The 16,276-nt window shown below is 66.5% G+C and carries 15 protein-coding genes and 2 tRNA genes; 8 read left to right on the top strand and 9 right to left on the bottom strand.

Translation table 11 applies throughout. From position 1 onward, the window contains the following. Positions 1-19 precede the first annotated feature (19 nt). Genes ACAG21_RS26540 through pknB form a run of 5 tightly spaced genes read left to right on the top strand, consistent with a single transcriptional unit; the run spans position 20 to position 7,602 of the window. Positions 20-1,534, top strand: a complete 1,515-nt coding sequence (locus tag ACAG21_RS26540) for a PP2C family serine/threonine-protein phosphatase (RefSeq protein WP_370499240.1) — start codon at positions 20-22, stop codon at positions 1,532-1,534. Beyond that, positions 1,531-2,940 carry an FtsW/RodA/SpoVE family cell cycle protein gene (locus tag ACAG21_RS26535; protein ID WP_370499239.1) on the top strand — a complete coding sequence of 470 codons (1,410 nt, stop codon included), beginning with the start codon at positions 1,531-1,533 and terminating at the stop codon, positions 2,938-2,940. Before ACAG21_RS26540 ends, ACAG21_RS26535 begins: the two co-directional genes overlap by 4 nt. Further along, entirely contained in the window at positions 2,937-4,415 is a 1,479-nt protein-coding gene (gene pbpA / locus ACAG21_RS26530; protein WP_370499238.1) for a D,D-transpeptidase PbpA, read from the top strand. The genes ACAG21_RS26535 and pbpA overlap by 4 nt, the downstream gene beginning before the upstream one ends. Next, a complete protein-coding gene (locus ACAG21_RS26525; RefSeq protein WP_370499237.1) occupies positions 4,412-5,725 on the top strand; it encodes a serine/threonine-protein kinase in 1,314 nt (437 codons plus the stop codon). The genes pbpA and ACAG21_RS26525 overlap by 4 nt, the downstream gene beginning before the upstream one ends. Next, positions 5,722-7,602: a serine/threonine protein kinase PknB gene (pknB, locus tag ACAG21_RS26520; protein ID WP_370499236.1), complete on the top strand. Its 1,881-nt coding sequence runs from the start codon at positions 5,722-5,724 to the stop codon at positions 7,600-7,602. The genes ACAG21_RS26525 and pknB overlap by 4 nt, the downstream gene beginning before the upstream one ends. Here the strand turns inward: pknB and ACAG21_RS26515 are convergent. Continuing rightward, entirely contained in the window at positions 7,580-8,266 is a 687-nt protein-coding gene (locus tag ACAG21_RS26515; RefSeq protein WP_370499235.1) for an aminodeoxychorismate/anthranilate synthase component II, read from the bottom strand. The two genes, pknB and ACAG21_RS26515, sit on opposite strands and share 23 nt — an antisense overlap. A gap of 42 nt (positions 8,267-8,308) precedes the next feature. Next, positions 8,309-9,052: a DUF881 domain-containing protein gene (locus ACAG21_RS26510; protein ID WP_096290714.1), complete on the bottom strand. Its 744-nt coding sequence runs from the start codon at positions 9,050-9,052 to the stop codon at positions 8,309-8,311. Positions 9,053-9,170: 118 nt separating this feature from the next. Here ACAG21_RS26510 and crgA point away from each other — a divergent pair, with 118 nt between their 5' ends. Both crgA and ACAG21_RS26500 read left to right on the top strand, forming a co-directional pair. Beyond that, positions 9,171-9,452 carry a cell division protein CrgA gene (crgA, locus tag ACAG21_RS26505; protein ID WP_090598002.1) on the top strand — a complete coding sequence of 94 codons (282 nt, stop codon included), beginning with the start codon at positions 9,171-9,173 and terminating at the stop codon, positions 9,450-9,452. A gap of 155 nt (positions 9,453-9,607) precedes the next feature. Further along, positions 9,608-10,042, top strand: coding sequence for a PH domain-containing protein (locus tag ACAG21_RS26500; protein ID WP_370499234.1), 435 nt, complete (start codon positions 9,608-9,610; stop codon positions 10,040-10,042). 11 nt (positions 10,043-10,053) lie between these two features. On the opposite strand, the gene ACAG21_RS26495 is transcribed toward ACAG21_RS26500, so the two are convergent. Continuing rightward, positions 10,054-10,602: a peptidylprolyl isomerase gene (locus ACAG21_RS26495; protein WP_370499233.1), complete on the bottom strand. Its 549-nt coding sequence runs from the start codon at positions 10,600-10,602 to the stop codon at positions 10,054-10,056. Between the two features lie 140 nt (positions 10,603-10,742). Between ACAG21_RS26495 and cwsA the strand changes: the two genes are divergently transcribed. Further along, positions 10,743-11,180 carry a cell wall synthesis protein CwsA gene (cwsA, locus tag ACAG21_RS26490; protein ID WP_370499232.1) on the top strand — a complete coding sequence of 146 codons (438 nt, stop codon included), beginning with the start codon at positions 10,743-10,745 and terminating at the stop codon, positions 11,178-11,180. A 458-nt stretch (positions 11,181-11,638) separates the two neighbouring features. Here the strand turns inward: cwsA and ACAG21_RS26485 are convergent, their stop codons facing one another. The 6 genes from ACAG21_RS26485 to ACAG21_RS26460 all read right to left on the bottom strand — a co-directional run. Then, positions 11,639-11,953: a hypothetical protein gene (locus ACAG21_RS26485; protein ID WP_370499231.1), complete on the bottom strand. Its 315-nt coding sequence runs from the start codon at positions 11,951-11,953 to the stop codon at positions 11,639-11,641. Between the two features lie 264 nt (positions 11,954-12,217). After that, positions 12,218-12,290 (bottom strand) — tRNA-Ala (locus ACAG21_RS26480). A 136-nt stretch (positions 12,291-12,426) separates the two neighbouring features. Continuing rightward, positions 12,427-12,500: transfer RNA gene (locus ACAG21_RS26475), tRNA-Ile, on the bottom strand. 61 nt (positions 12,501-12,561) lie between these two features. After that, complete coding sequence (locus ACAG21_RS26470) at positions 12,562-13,437, bottom strand: DUF3566 domain-containing protein (RefSeq protein ID WP_370499230.1); 876 nt, start codon at positions 13,435-13,437, stop codon at positions 12,562-12,564. Between the two features lie 123 nt (positions 13,438-13,560). Continuing rightward, positions 13,561-16,080, bottom strand: a complete 2,520-nt coding sequence (gene gyrA / locus ACAG21_RS26465; protein WP_370499229.1) for a DNA gyrase subunit A — start codon at positions 16,078-16,080, stop codon at positions 13,561-13,563. 35 nt (positions 16,081-16,115) lie between these two features. Next, on the bottom strand, positions 16,116-16,276 hold a 161-nt coding region (locus ACAG21_RS26460), incomplete at its 5' end, for a hypothetical protein (protein ID WP_370499301.1).

Below are 16,276 nucleotides of genomic sequence, written 5' to 3'. Positions count from 1 at the left end.
GCGGGGGAGAGTGGCGCCCGTGACCTTGGTCCTGCGATATGCCGCGCGCAGCGACCGCGGCCTGGTACGCGCCAATAACGAAGACTCGGTCTATGCCGGCGCTCGACTTCTGGCCCTGGCCGACGGCATGGGCGGCCATGCGGCCGGCGAGGTCGCGTCCCAGCTGGTGATCGCCGCGTTAGCTCACCTCGACGATGACGAACCCGGTGGCGACCTGCTCGCCAAGCTCGATGCGGCAGTGCGCGCCGGCAATTCGGCCATCGCCGCACAGGTAGAGATGGAGCCCGACCTCGAAGGGATGGGCACCACGCTGACCGCAATCCTGTTTGCGGGCAACCGGCTTGGGCTGGTGCACATCGGAGACTCGCGCGGCTACATGCTCCGCGACGGCGAGCTGACCCAGATCACCAAGGACGACACCTTCGTCCAGACCTTGGTCGACGAGGGGCGGATCACCAAGGAAGAGGCGCACAGCCACCCGCAGCGATCGCTGATCATGCGGGCGCTGACCGGCCACGAGGTCGAGCCCACCTTGACGATGCGCGAGGCCCGCGCCGGTGACCGCTACCTGCTCTGTTCCGACGGGCTGTCCGATCCGGTCAGCGACGAGACCATCCACGAGGCACTGCAGATTCCCGACGTCGCCGAAAGTGCTTACCGCCTCATCGAATTGGCGCTGCGTGGCGGCGGTCCCGACAACGTGACGGTGGTGGTCGCCGATGTCGTCGACTACGACTACGGCCAGACGCAACCGATTCTTGCCGGTGCGGTATCCGGTGAGGAAGATCAGCTGACGCTGCCCAACACCTCGGCGGGCCGGGCTTCTGCGATCGGTCCCCGCAAAGAGGCCGCCAAACGCGTTGTGCCGCAAGAGGAGCCCGCGCCCCGGCCACGCTTTGCGTGGCGCCGGATGGTGATCGTCGTGACGCTGGTGGTTCTGCTGGAACTCACCGGCCTGGCCATCGGGCGGGCCATCATCCGGAGTAACTACTACGTCGCCGAAAACGACGGCGCGGTCTCGATCATGAAGGGCATTCAGGGCTCACTGCTGGGCATGTCCCTGCACGAACCCTATTTGGTGGGCTGTCTGAACGCACGCAACGACCTGTCGATCATCAGTTTCAGTCAATCCGGTGGCCATCCCGACTGCCGGCTCATGCAGTTGCAGGATCTGCGCCCCGCCGCACGCGCGCAAGTGTTGGCCGGGCTGCCGGCCGGGACGCTCGATGAGGCCGAATCGCAGCTGAAGGAGTTGTCGGCCAACAACCTCCTGCCGCCCTGCCCGCCGCCGCGCGCGACGTCGCCGCCCGCGTCGCCGAGCCCGGCGACCAGCGGGACGACACCGCCGAGCGCCCCCGTGCCCACCACGCCTACCAGCGGCCCCCCACCCAGCAGCACAGCTCCGAGTACCGCCCCCGCCAGTACCCCGCCAGCAGCGCCTGCGACCCCGTCGCCCACGACCACTTCCCCGGCGGTGACTACGCTCCCGCCACCCCCACCTCAGCCGGGCATCGACTGCCGGGCGGCTGCATGACCACCCAGGTCCAACCGCCGGTCACGGTGACGCCGCCGCTGCGGACCCGGCGCAACTCCGAGTTCCTGTTGTTGTGCTTCGCCGCGGTGATCACCGTCGCCGCGTTGCTGATCGTCGACGCCAACCAGGAGCGCGGCCTGCGCTGGGGTGTGGTCAGCTACGGGCTGGCCTTCCTGGCCTTGTTCGGTGGCGCGCACCTGGCCATTAGGCGTTTCGCGCCCTACACCGACCCGCTGCTGCTGCCAATTGTGGCGCTGCTCAATGGACTTGGCTTGGTGATGATCCATCGACTCGACCTGGTCGGCAACGAGCTCAGCGGTCGTCATCACCCGAGCGCAACCCAGCAGATGCTGTGGACCCTGGTCAGTGTTGCCGCGTTCGCGCTCGTCGTCACGTTCCTCAAAGACCATCGGCAGCTCGCGCGCTATGGCTACATCTTTGGGCTCACTGGTCTGGTCTTCTTGGCGATCCCCGCCCTGCTGCCGGCCTCGCTGTCCGAGCAGAACGGCGCCAAGATCTGGATTCGCTTGCCCGGCTTCTCGATTCAGCCTGCCGAGTTCTCCAAGATTCTGCTGCTGATCTTCTTCTCCGCGGTGCTGGTCGCCAAACGCAGCCTGTTCACCAGCGTCGGTAAGCACCTGATGGGAATGACCCTGCCCCGCCCGCGGGACCTCGCGCCACTGTTGGCGGCGTGGGTGACCTCGATCGGTGTGATGGTCTTCGAGAAAGACCTCGGCACTTCGCTACTGCTGTACGCGTCGTTTCTGGTGGTGGTCTACTTGGCTACCCAGCGCTTCAGCTGGGTGATCATCGGCCTGGTGCTGTTCGCCGCGGGAAGCGTTGTGGCGTATTTCATTTTCGCGCATGTACGGACGCGCGTGCAGATGTGGTGGGACCCGTTCTCCGACCCCGACGGCAGCGGCTACCAAATCGTGCAGTCACTTTTCAGCTTTGCTACCGGGGGCATCTTCGGGACCGGTCTGGGCAACGGCCAGCCCGACACGGTGCCGGCCGCGTCCACCGATTTCATCATCGCCGCCTTCGGTGAAGAGCTCGGACTGGTCGGGCTGGCCAGCATCTTGATGCTGTACACCATCGTGATCGTCCGGGGCATGCGCACGGCGATCGCGACCCGCGACAGCTTCGGCAAGCTGCTGGCCGCGGGTCTGGCATCGACGCTGGCGATCCAGCTGTTCATCGTCGTCGGCGGCGTCACCCAGCTCATTCCGCTAACCGGCCTGACCACGCCGTGGATGTCCTACGGCGGATCCTCGCTGCTGGCCAATTACGTGCTGTTGGCCGTCCTGGCGCGGATCTCACACAGCGCCCGACACCCGTTGCGATCCCGCCCGCGCGATACGTCGCCGATCGCGGCGGCCGGCACCGAGGTGATCCAGAAGGTATGAACACCTCTCTCCGCCGGATCTCGATGACCGTGATGGCGTTGATCGTGCTCCTCCTTCTCAACGCCACCATGACCCAGGTGTTCGCCGCCGACGGGTTGCGAGCCGACCCACGCAATCAGCGGGTCCTGCTCGACGAGTACTCGCGTCAGCGCGGCCAGATCATCGCGGGTGGCCAGTTGCTGGCCTACTCGGTGGCCACCGACAGCCGGTTCCGGTTCCTGCGCGTGTACCCCAACCCCGCGGTATATGCGCCGATCACCGGCTTCTATTCGCTGCGCTATTCGAGCTCCGGTCTGGAGCGCGCCGAGGACTCGCTGCTCAACGGTTCCGACGAGCGGCTGTTCGGGCGCCGGCTGGCCGACTTCTTCACCGGCCGCGATCCCCGCGGCGGCAATGTCGACACCACGATCAACCCCCGGATGCAGCAGGCGGCCTGGGACGGGATGCAGCAGGGTTGCGGCGGCCCGGCGTGCAAGGGAGCGGTGGTGGCCCTAGAGCCGTCCACCGGCAAGATCCTGGCCATGGTGTCCTCGCCGTCGTATGACCCCAACCTGCTGGCGTCGCACGACGCCGAGGTGCAGGCCCAGGCGTGGCAGCGGCTGCGCGACGATCCGGACAACCCGCTCACGAACCGGGCGATCTCGGAGACCTACCCACCGGGGTCGACCTTCAAGGTGATCACCACCGCGGCGGCGCTGCAGGCCGGCGCCAAGGACGATGAGCAGTTGACGGCGGCGCCGACGATCCCGCTGCCCAACAGCACCGCGACGCTGGAGAACTACGGCGGCACGCCGTGTGGCGACCAACCGACCGTGTCGCTGAGCGAAGCCTTCGCCAAGTCGTGCAACACCGCATTTGTCCAGCTGGGCATCCTTACCGGGTCCGAGGCGCTGCGGAGCATGGCGCATTCGTTCGGCCTGGATTCCAGCCCGAGCGTCATTCCGCTTCAGGTGGCGGAATCGACGGTTGGGATAATCGCGGATGCCGCCGCTCTCGGGATGTCTAGCATCGGGCAGAAGGACGTGGCGCTGACTCCGCTACAGAATGCGGAGATCGCCGCGACCATCGCGAACGACGGCGTGACGATGCAGCCTTACCTGGTCGAGAGCCTCAAAGGACCGGACTTGGCCAACATCAGCACGACTGCGCCCTATCAGCAGCGCCGCGCGGTATCCCCGCAGATCGCCGCTAAGCTGACAGAGCTCATGGTCGGTGCCGAGAAGGCTGCACAGCAGAAAGGGGCCATTCCCGGCGTGCAGATCGCATCCAAGACCGGTACCGCAGAGCATGGCGCCGACCCGCGCAACACTCCGCCGCACGCGTGGTACATCGCGTTCGCGCCCGCGCAGGCGCCGAAGGTTGCCGTGGCCGTGCTCGTGGAGAACGGTGCCGACCGCCTCTCCGCGACCGGCGGTGCGCTCGCGGCGCCGATCGGACGGGCCGTCATCCAGGCCGCATTGCAGGGGGGCCCATGAGCCCGCGAGTTGGAGTGACGCTGTCGGGCAGGTACCGGCTGCAGCGCCTCATCGCCACCGGCGGCATGGGCCAGGTCTGGGAGGCGGTGGACAGCCGGCTGGGCCGGCGGGTGGCCGTCAAGGTCCTCAAGGCGGAGTTCTCTCAGGACCCCGAGTTCATCGAGCGGTTCCGCGCCGAGGCGCGTACGACCGCGATGCTCAATCACCCGGGTATCGCCGCCGTGCACGACTACGGGGAAAGCCAGATGGACGGCGAGGGCCGCACCGCCTATCTGGTGATGGAGCTGGTCAATGGTGAGCCGCTGAACTCGGTGCTCAAGCGCACCGGCCGGCTGTCGCTGCGGCACGCACTGGACATGCTCGAGCAGACGGGCCGTGCGCTGCAGATCGCGCACGCGGCCGGGCTGGTACACCGCGACGTCAAACCCGGCAACATCCTGATCACCCCGACCGGCCAGGTGAAGATCACCGACTTCGGTATCGCCAAGGCCGTCGACGCCGCGCCGGTCACCCAGACCGGCATGGTGATGGGCACCGCTCAATACATCGCGCCCGAACAGGCGCTGGGCCACGACGCCACCCCGTCCAGCGACGTGTACTCCTTGGGAGTTGTTGGCTACGAAGTGGTTTCAGGAAAGAGACCGTTTACCGGTGACGGCGCCCTGACGGTCGCGATGAAGCACATCAAGGAGCCTCCGCCGCCGCTGCCGCCCGAGCTTCCGCCCAACGTGCGCGAACTCATCGAGATCACGCTGGTGAAGAACCCCGGCATGCGCTACCGCAGCGGCGGACCGTTCGCCGACGCCGTGGCCGCGGTCCGCGCCGGGCGCCGTCCACCGCGGCCCAGCCAGTCACCGCCGCCCGGACGGGCCGCGCCGGCGGCCATACCGTCGAGCCCGCAGACGCGTACGACCGCCGCACCCAGTGCACGAGGCGGTGCGCCCAGCCGGTCGCGGCCGGCCACGAGCAGTCGTCGTCCACCACCGGCCCGTCGCACCTTTTCGTCGGGTCAGCGCGCACTGCTGTGGGCAGCCGGCGTGCTGGGCGCCCTCGCCATCATCATCGCGGTGCTGATCGTCATCAATTCCCGTGGCGACACCCAGCAACAGCCTCCGCCTCCGACGGTCACCGACACCGGGACGCCGCCGGCGAGCAAGACCCCCAGCGGTTCCGGCCCGAGTTTGCGGCTGGATTGGACGGATCGCGGCGCGATAAGTAATTCTGGATTCCACAGCAGGCCACCCGAACTGAGCTGGGCTACCCCCTCAACGCCCAGCCGGTCGACGGCCCGACACGAGACAACGCAATGACCACCCCGCAACACCTGTCCGACCGTTACGAACTGGGCGACATCCTCGGTTTCGGCGGTATGTCGGAGGTTCACTTAGCCCGCGACGTCCGTTTGCATCGCGACGTCGCGGTCAAGGTGCTGCGCGCCGATCTGGCCCGCGATCCGAGCTTCTACTTGCGCTTCCGTCGCGAGGCGCAAAACGCCGCGGCGCTCAACCACCCGGCGATCGTCGCCGTCTACGACACCGGCGAGGCTGAGACGCCCGCGGGTCCGCTGCCCTACATCGTGATGGAGTACGTCGACGGTGTCACGCTGCGCGACATCGTGCACAACGACGGCCCCCTGCCGCCACGCCGCGCGATCGAGATCATCGCCGACGCGTGCCAGGCCCTGAACTTCAGCCACCAGAACGGCATCATCCACCGCGACGTCAAGCCGGCGAACATCATGATCAGCACGACCAACGCGGTCAAGGTGATGGACTTCGGCATCGCGCGCGCGATCGCCGACAGCGGCAACAGCGTCACCCAGACCGCGGCCGTGATCGGTACCGCGCAGTACCTCTCGCCGGAGCAGGCTCGTGGCGATTCTGTCGACGCCCGCTCCGATGTGTACTCGCTGGGCTGTGTACTTTACGAAATCCTCACGGGCGAGCCACCTTTCACTGGTGACTCACCGGTTTCGGTTGCCTACCAACATGTCCGGGAAGATCCGGTGCCGCCGTCGAAACGGCACGCGGGCATTTCCCCCGACCTCGACGCCGTGGTGCTCAAGGCGTTGGCCAAGAACCCGGACAACCGGTATCAGACCGCGGCGGAGATGCGTGCCGACCTGGTTCGCGTGCACAACGGGGAGCCCCCGGAAGCCCCGAAGGTGCTGACCGACGCCGAGCGGACCTCGCTGATGGCCTCGACCGGACCCGGCCACGGGGGTCCGCGCAGCGACCCGCTGCCTCGCCAACGGCTCACCGAGGCCGACCCGGATCGGATGGGCGGTCCGATCGGTCGCTGGGTCGTCGCGGTCGCCGTGCTGGCAGTGCTCACGATTGTCGTCGTCATCGGATTCAACACGTTCGGCGGCTCGACCCGCGACGTCCAGGTGCCCGACATGCGAGGCCAGGTGTCCGCCGATGCCGTTGCGGCCCTGCAGAATCGGGGCTTCAAGACCCGCACGTTGCAGAAGCCCGACTCGTCGATCCCGCCCGACCATGTGATCAGCACCGACCCCGGCGCCAACGCATCGGTGGCGGCGGGCGACGAGATCACGATCAACGTGTCGACCGGACCCGAACAGCGCGAAGTTCCCGACGTGTCCTCGATGAGTTACTCCGACGCGGTGGGCAAGCTGAAGGCCGCCGGGTTCACCAAGTTCAAGCAGGCGAACTCGCCGTCGACCCCGGAGCTGCTGGGCAAGGTGATCGGCACCAACCCGCCTGCCAATCAGACGTCGGCGATCACCAACGTGATCACCGTGATCGTGGGCTCTGGACCCGAGACCAAGCAGGTCCCCGACGTCGCCGGTCAGACCGTCGACATCGCGCAGAAGAACCTCACCGTCTACGGCTTCACCAAGCTCACCCAGACGGCGGTGGACAGCCCGCGGCCCGCCGGCGAGGTGATCGGGACCAATCCGCCCAAGGGACAGACGGTTCCGGTGGACTCGATCATCGAGCTGCAGGTGTCCAAGGGCAATCAGTTCCTGATGCCCGACCTGACCGGCATGTTCTGGACCGACGCCGAGCCGCGGTTACGCGCGCTGGGCTGGACCGGGGTCCTGGACAAGGGCGCCGACGTCGACGCCGGCGGCTCTCAGTCTCACAAGGTGGTGTATCAGAACCCGCCCGCCGGCGCCGGAGTCAACCGGGACGGCATCATCACGCTGAAGTTCGGTCAGTAGCCGCCGGTTCGGCCGGGAAAAACGGCCGCACCGCGGAACGAACCTCGTTCTCGAGCCGGCGGATCAGGGTGTCGTCGCGCGACCATCCGCAATCGGCCAGCCAGTTGGCCAGCATCCGGTGACCGCCCTCGGTGAGGATCGACTCCGGATGGAACTGCACACCGTGGATCGGCAGCTCGGTATGACGCACCGCCATGATGACACCGCTGCGGGTGTGGGCCGTCACCTCGAGCACCGGCGGCAGCGATTCGGGCAGTATGGTCAGCGAATGGTACCGGGTCGCGGTAAAGGGATCCGGAAGCCCTTGCAGCACACCGGCATTCGTGTGATAGACACTGCTGGTCTTGCCGTGCAGTAGTTCGGGCGCGCGGTCGACGGTGGCGCCGAACGCGACGCCGATGGCCTGGTGCCCAAGGCAGACGCCGAGCAGCGGGGTGGCCGCCGCGGCACACGCGCGAACCAGGTCGATCGAGGCGCCCGCACGTTCCGGTGTGCCCGGCCCGGGGCTGAGCAGCACACCGTCGAACTGCGCGGCGATCGCGGCTTGATCGGAGAGCCTGGCGTCGTCGTTGCGCCACACGTCAGCCTCGACTCCGAGTTGCCCCAAGTACTGGACGAGGTTGAACACGAAGCTGTCGTAGTTGTCGACAACCAGGATGCGCATCGTGTCAGGTTACCGCCCTGCCGACCACTGGTCAGTGGGCCCTCAGTAGCCGACCGGTCCGGCCGGCTGCGCAAAATGCGTCCGGACCGGTTCGGTGTGGCCGGCGATCTGCACGTCGGGCTTGACGTCCTCGTGGTAGCCGAGCCCGAACCGGACGACGTACTGCTTGTAGAGGATCACCAGGGGAGCGGCGGCCAGGGCCGCCTGCATCGCCGCCGCGTTACCGATCGCGGTGACCGTGTAGGGCGGGCTGTAGGTGCGGCCGTTCAGCAGCAGCGTGTTGCCGACGCAACGCGGCACCGACGACGCGATGAGCCGTTGATCCTGCATCTGGATCGCCTCCGCGCCGGCGCTCCACAGCGCGTTGAGTACGGCCTGGATGTCTTGTTGATGCACTACCAGGTCATCGGGGGAGGCATCCCGGGGGAAGCGGCCGTTGGCGTCACGCTGGGCGTCATCGAGCGTCACCACCAGGCCGGGCCCGTGCACCGGGGTCATGTCCGCCTCGGCTGCCAACTCGGCCGAACGACGCAGCATCGCCGCCAAAGCGGCATCGGAAGACCGCAGATGCGTCGATTCGATCTTGCTTTCCAGTTCGTCGCGTTCGGCCTTGAGGCGATTCACCGAGGATTGGGTCTCGCGCACCAGATCGACCAGTCGGGGTGCATCGCTGCGGCGAATCTCGGCACCACCGGACACCCCATGGGTGGCCGCCAGCAGTAGTCCGGCCAGCAGGCAAACCAAGGGGACACCGAAGCGCCACGGTGACCGGCCGGTCGGCATCATCGAGTCTCCAATTTCCTGGTCGGGGGGCCAGGTGGGTTAATCTCGTAGCCAAGTCCCGCGGGTAGCTACAACCGCTATCGTTGCACCCCGTCCCGCTCACCGTGATCCCGAGGTAATCATGCCCAAGTCCAAGGTCCGCAAGAAGAACGACTTCACCGTCAGCGCGGTCAGCCGGACGCCGGTGAAAGTGAAGGTCGGACCGTCCAGCGTGTGGTTCGTCGCGCTGTTCGTGAGCCTGATGCTGATCGGTCTGGTTTGGCTGATGGTGTTCCAGTTGGCCGCCGTCGGAAGTCAGGCACCGACCGCCCTCAACTGGATGGCACATCTCGGTCCGTGGAACTACGCGATCGCGTTCGCTTTCATGATCACCGGTTTGTTGCTCACGATGCGCTGGCACTAACCAAGATCAAATGACGAATGAATTCATCTCGGGGTCGATCCGCGGCTGAGCCAGCAACCTTGTGAGTACCCAATCACACGCGTGTGATTTATCCCCACTGTTGATAGCTGATGTGGATAACTGCATCGGCAGTGGTGGGAGGGGTTAAGCACGACATGCAGCAAACACGATGGGAGCCGCGCGCGGCGGGAGTCGCTGGTTGTGGCCTCGGCGGGTTGTTCATGGCTATCGCCAGTGTGACCGTGGTCACAGAACCGCCCGGGCGCGTCCTAGTAGGGATTGCCGGGGCGGGTCTGCTCTTGTTTGCGGGCGCGACGTGGCGCGCGCGCCCGAAGCTGGCAATTACCCCCGCCGGTCTGGTGATTCGGGGATGGTTCCGATCGCAGGTATTACAGCACTCCGACATCAAGATCATCCGGATCACCGAGTTCCGTCGCATGGGGCGCAAGGTGCGGTTCCTGGAAGTGGAAACCTCCGACGACAGCCTGGTGCTGTTTTCCCGCTGGGACCTCGGCACCGAGCCGCTGGACGTGCTCGATGCGCTTACCGACGCCGGCTACGCCGGTCGCAACGGAGCCCGGCCGGCGTAGCCAGAAACGGTCTAGGAGATCGTGATCGACTCGATGACGACCGGTTCGGTCGGACGGTCGTTGCCGTCGGTGGGTGTCGTCGCGATCGCGTCGACCACCTTCTGCGACTCGGGCTCGGTCACCTCGCCGAAGATGGTGTGGCGCCGGTTCAGGTGCGGCGTCTGCCCGACGGTGATGAAGAACTGCGATCCGTTGGTGCCCGGGCCTGCGTTGGCCATCGCCAGCAAGTAGGGCTTGTCGAACTGCAGCTCGGGGTGGAACTCGTCGGCGAACTGGTAGCCCGGGCCGCCGCGGCCGGTACCGGTCGGATCGCCACCCTGGATCATGAAGCCCTGGATCACTCTGTGAAAGACCGCGCCATCGTAGAACGGACCGGAAGGACTGCCCGACGCGTTTTGGGTCGAGTACTCCTTGGTGCCCTGCGCCAGGCCGACGAAGTTGGCGACGGTCTTGGGGGCGTGGTTTCCAAACAGGGCGATCTTGATGTCGCCGCGGTTGGTGTGCAGTGTGGCAGTGGCAGTCTGATTCGGGCTGTTGGTCACGACACCAAAGTCTGCCACTCCTCGCAGACCCGCCCGCACCGGGTGTCGCTCGACGCAAGCCGGTGGCCGAAAATCCTGCCGGCACGCGGCAATAGGAGCGCCGGTGTTCTCATGGTGGCAGTCTGTAGGTTCCACGACCCGGCACGGAAAGGCGGCAGATGAACGCGAAGGCGGAATCCCAGCTGACCCCTAGGCAGCGACTGTCCCGGGGCCTGGCTTATTCGGCGATAGGACCGGTGGACGTCGCGCGCGGTGCCATTGGTGTGGGGGCCCACTCCGTGCAGTCGGCGGCATCGGAGCTGCACCGCCGCTACCGCGAGGGCCAGCTGGCTCGCGACATCGCCGCGGCGCAGGAATCCCTCGCCCAGGAACTGGCCGCCGCGCAGGAGGTGGTTTCGAACCTGCCGCAGGCACTGCAGGACGCACGCAAATCCCAACGCCGGCGGGGCAAGCGGCCGTTGCTGATCGCGGGCGTCGCGGTCGTGGTGCTGGCCGGTGGCGCGGCCGCATTCAGCATCGTCCGGCGCTCAACCCGCCGCGAGAATCCCGAGCCGTCGCCGCGGCCGCCGAGTGTGGACGTGCAGCCACGCCCGTAACGCGGTCTGACCGTAAGGGCCAATATTCACCAATTGCACTGTCTCCGTTCGCCATCCGTTGCGACGGGCTGTCTGGCTAACCACCGTTGTCAGATTTACCGTTTCGCACAGGGGGCCGATATGAACGGAGCTGTCAATTATGTCTCGTCTTCGCACCAAGATTGTGGTCGCCGCAGTACTGTCTGTCGCCGCCCTGGCCGTTGCCGGATGCGGTTCCACGGTCGCGGGCACCACGGGGGCTAATACGGGGGTCGCGGCCTAGCAACAGCCTTGCCGACTCCGGGCGGCACCGTGCTATCGGTGCGGTGCCGCTTGGTGTTGAATCGCCTGTGCGCCCAAAGAATTCGGGCCATCCGAGTTAGCGGATTTCGGTCCGCGTGGCGATCCCGGCTGTGGCCAGTGACTAAACCGGGACAACGACGGGATCGCCTGCGAATCGCACCAGGTGACTTAGATCCTTAGTCGTCGATGTGGGTCGGCGGCTGCCCCAGCGGCACCGGCTGAGCCGGGTCGACCGGGTAGCACTCGGGCGGCGGGGTTACGTCCTCGATCACGCCCCGACCGCCGAAGACCGGGTAACTGGGGGCCTGATGGCACCGCTCGAAGATCCCGTTCGGACCTACCGGCTTATCGCAGTAAGACTCGCCCGGGATGAGGGTGCCCTGACAGCCCGCCGACGCGGGCGGAGCCATTGCGATGCCAATTCCAATTCCGCTGACTGTTAGTGCCGCTCCCAGCGCCGCGGTTCCGGCGACGCGCGCTGATTTCATCATGAGCCGCACGATACAGCTAATAGTCCCGGCTGTCGCCTCGCCTGGCGAAGGAGTTTAGGTAGTCAGAGCAAACGACGCGAAGCTCTGCGATCCACCCGGACAGGCGGCGAACATGCATGGGGGAGTCGGCAATTCGGCGCCACATTCGAACTACTGAGTTCCACCCCGCGCACCGGACCAAGATGGTCCCGCAACAACCGAGCGCCTTTTCAATTTCTGGCACCGACGAGAATACGACCACCGGGCGAACACAATTTGAATTTGTGGAGCCTAGGGGAATCGAACCCCTGACACCTGCCTTGCAAAGGCAGTGCTCTACCAACTGAGCTAAGGCCCCTCGCCAATAGGTGTGGGATCAACTGCCACGTGCCAGACCTCGACCCCGCGGCGCGACCACACTGCCGCCGACACCAAGGCAATCAGCGCCAACGGCAATGCAAGTCTCACACAACGTCTTGACGGGCACATGGTTGTGGGCCTAGGAGGACTCGAACCTCCGACCTCTTCGTTATCAGCGAAGCGCTCTAACCGCCTGAGCTATAGGCCCGTACACGCGTACGGCCGAGCGACGAGATTACCGCAATCGTCGCCCCACCCCAAAACCCGCACTAATCCCGGTCTGCCAACGTCACTTCGACGCCCCCGATCAGATCGGTCGTCAGGTTGTAGACGAACGCCCCGATCGTGGCCATCGCCGTCAACAACACGATGTTGACCAAGCCGATCAGCACAGCGCCGCCGAAGATCGTCCCGCTCGACACGAGTTCGCCGCTGCTGCCGCTGGTGTTGTTCAGCAAGTCACCGACGTTGCTGTTGAGCTTGGCCCACACACCCATGCCGCCGAGCACAAGGTAAAGGAACGCGACGGCGATCATCCACACGAAGAACAGCGCCACCGAAAGCATCAGAGACACCTTCAAGGTGCTCCACGGATCGATCCGGCGGATCTGCATGCTGGCCCGGACCGGGCCCCCGCGTCGCCGCGACACCTGAATCAGGCTGTCCCGATTCTCGCGCGACTCCGTACTCGTCGAGCGCCCCGAGCCGGCCGGCTGCGACGGCTCCGAGCTGCGCTCCGGCGTGCTGCGCTGCGAACCGCGCGGAATCCCGCCGGACAGGTCCGGCAATTCGCTGGCATAAGCCTCGTGGGCCGGGCCGTCACCACGGTTCGGTGCGTCGAAGTCGTCCCGCCGCGACGGGGCTTGCCCTGCGGCGTTGCCGCCGGAGATGAAGCGGTTCACGCGGGCGTCGACACCCGCGGGCGGGCCCTGCGGCCGCGACTCCGTCGACGGTTCGCCCGGACGATTCCCGGGATTGGCGGCCCGGGCCGCTCCGCGCTGCCACGGCGGGGTTTCCCCGCCCTCCTGGGCGCGACCCGCCTGGCCGGCCGTCCCGCGCGGGTGCGCACCGGCACGCTCGCCCGATACGTCCCCGTTCTGGCTGTCACCCTTCTTGGGGGCACCCGGCTCGCTCGGTGAGGTCACCCCGACTCCTTACCTCTGCTGCCTGGGCCGCCCGGTCGGTGGCCCCCGCATTGTCTCTGGTCGGGCTGAGTCTAATTGCCCGTGCCCGGCGGCAGTCCTTCGGCGGGCGACTGCCGACCCGAACTAGCTCTCCGACTCCCCGGCGCCGCCGACTTCCTCGATGTCGTCCTCCGCGCTTTCCTCGGCGTTGCGGGCGATGGCCAGCAGGGTGTTGTCCTCACCCAGGTTCATCAACCGCACGCCCTTGGTCTGGCGTCCGGCCTTGCGAACCTGACGCGCCGTGGTGCGGATGACACCGCCGCCCGAAGTGATCGCGTACAACTCGCTGTCGTCATCGACGATCAACGCCCCCACCAGCCTGCCACGCCGGACGTCGTACTGGACCGTGAGGACTCCCTTGCCGCCGCGGCCCTGCACCGGGTACTCCTCGATCGCGGTGCGCTTGGCGTAACCCCCGGAGGTGGCGACCAGCAGATAGGTGTCCTCGCGAATCACGTTGAGCGACAACAGATAGTCGTCCTCGTTGAAGCGCATGCCCTGCACACCGGAGGTGGCGCGGCCCATCGGCCGCAGCGCCTCGTCGGTGGCCGAGAAGCGGATCGATTGACCCAGCGCCGAGACCAGCAGCAGATCTTCCTCCGCCGAGCAAAGCACGGCGCCGACCAACTCATCGCCGTCGCGCAGGTTGACGGCGACGATGCCACCGGAGCGGTTGGAGTCGAAGTCGGTCAGCTTGGACTTCTTGACCAATCCGTTGCGGGTGGCCAGCACCAAGTACGGCGCATCTTCGTAGCTGCGGATCTGGATGACCTGCGCGATGCGCTCCTCGGGCTGGAAGGCCAGCAGGTTGGCGACGTGTTGACCGCGCGCGGTCCGCGACGCCTCGGGCAGCTCGTAGGCCTTGGCCCGGTACACCCGCCCCTGTGTGGTGAAGAACAGGATCCAGTCGTGCGTCGAGGACACGAAGAAGTGCGCGACGATGTCGTCCTGCTTGAGCCCGGCACCCTGCACACCCTTCCCGCCGCGCTTCTGGCTGCGGTACAGGTCGGTCTTGGTGCGCTTGGCGTAGCCGGTCTCGGTGATCGTGACGACGACGTCCTCGCGGGCGATCAGGTCCTCGTCGTTGACATCGCCGTCGGCCGCCACGATCCGGGTGCGACGGTCGTCGCCGTGCTTCTCGACGATCTCGGCAAGCTCGTCGCGCACGATGCCGCGCTGGCGCTCCGGCTTGGCCAGGATGTCCTCCAGGTCGGCGATCTCGGCCTCGATCTTGGCCAAGTCGTCGACGATCCGCTGGCGCTCCAGGGCGGCCAGGCGCCGCAGCTGCATGTCGAGGATCGCCTGGGCCTGGATCTCGTCGATGTCCAGCAGCTCGATCAGGCCGGCCCGCGCGATGTCGACGGTCTCCGACGCACGGATCAGCGCGATGACTTCGTCCAGTGCGTCGAGGGCTTTGACCAAACCGCGCAAGATGTGCGCGCGTTCGTTGGCCTTGCGCAGCCGGTAGGTGGTGCGCCGGATGATGACGTCGAGTTGGTGGGCGACGTAGTAGCGGATCATCTGGTCGAGCCGCAGCGTGCGCGGCACTCCGTCGACGATCGACAACATGTTTGCGCCGAAGCTGGTCTGCAGCTGGGTGTGCTTGTACAGGTTGTTCAGCACCACCTTGGCCACGGCGTCGCGCTTGATTTCGACGACGATGCGCAGGCCGACGCGGTCACTGGACTGATCCTCGATGTTGGAGATGCCGGCCAGCTTGCCGTCGCGGACCTGCTCGGCGATCGAGGTGATGAAGTTGTCGTGGTTGACCTGATACGGCAGCTCGGTGATCACCAGCGAGGTGCGGCCGCGTGAATCCTCTTCCACCTCAACGACTCCGCGCATCCGGATCGACCCGCGGCCGGTGGTGTAGGCGTCGTGGATGCCTTGGGATCCGACGATCAGACCGTGGGTCGGGAAGTCCGGGCCCTTGACCCGCTCGCAGACCGCGGTGAGGGTCGCCTCTTCGTCGGCCTCGTGGTTGTCCAGGCACCAGTAGACGGCTTCGGCCAACTCGCGCAGGTTGTGCGGCGGGATGTTGGTCGCCATGCCGACCGCGATGCCGCCCGACCCGTTGGCCAGCAGGTTGGGGAACCGGCTGGGCAGGACGGTTGGCTCCTGCACCCGGCCGTCGTAGTTGGGGATGAAATCGACTGTCTCCTCGTCGATTTCGCGCAACATTTCCATCGCCAGGGGAGTCAGGCGCGCCTCGGTGTACCGCATGGCGGCCGGCGGGTCGTTGCCTGGCGAGCCGAAGTTGCCCTGGCCGTCGACCAGCGGGTAGCGCAGCGACCACGGCTGCGCCATCCGCACCAGGGTGTCGTAGATCGACGAGTCGCCGTGGGGGTGGTAGTTGCCCATCGTCTCGGCCACCGACCGCGCCGACTTCGCGTGGCCGCGGTCGGGGCGGAAGCCCGAGTCGTACATCGCGTAGAGCACCCGGCGGTGCACCGGCTTGAGGCCGTCGCGCACCTCGGGCAGCGCGCGGCCGACGATCACGCTCATCGCGTAGTCGATGTAGCTGCGCTGCATCTCCTGCTGAATGTCGACCGGTTCGATCCGGTCCAGGGAGTCGTCCCCCGGCGGCAGCGTGGTGTCAGTCATGTATTCCTCGTTGGTCGGTCACCGATGAACGTGGGTTAAACGTCTAGGAAGCGAACGTCTTTGGCGTTGCGGGTGATGAAGCTGCGGCGTGCGTCGACGTCCTCGCCCATCAGGATGGAAAACAGCTCGTCGGCCGCGGCGGCGTCGTCGAGGGTGATCTGGCGCAGCACCCGCACGGTCGGGTCCATCGTGGTCT

Origin of the sequence: Mycobacterium sp. pR1184 (assembly GCF_041287235.1) — a bacterium.
Lineage (GTDB): Bacteria > Actinomycetota > Actinomycetes > Mycobacteriales > Mycobacteriaceae > Mycobacterium.
This window is presented reverse-complemented; position numbering and strand designations above follow the sequence as displayed.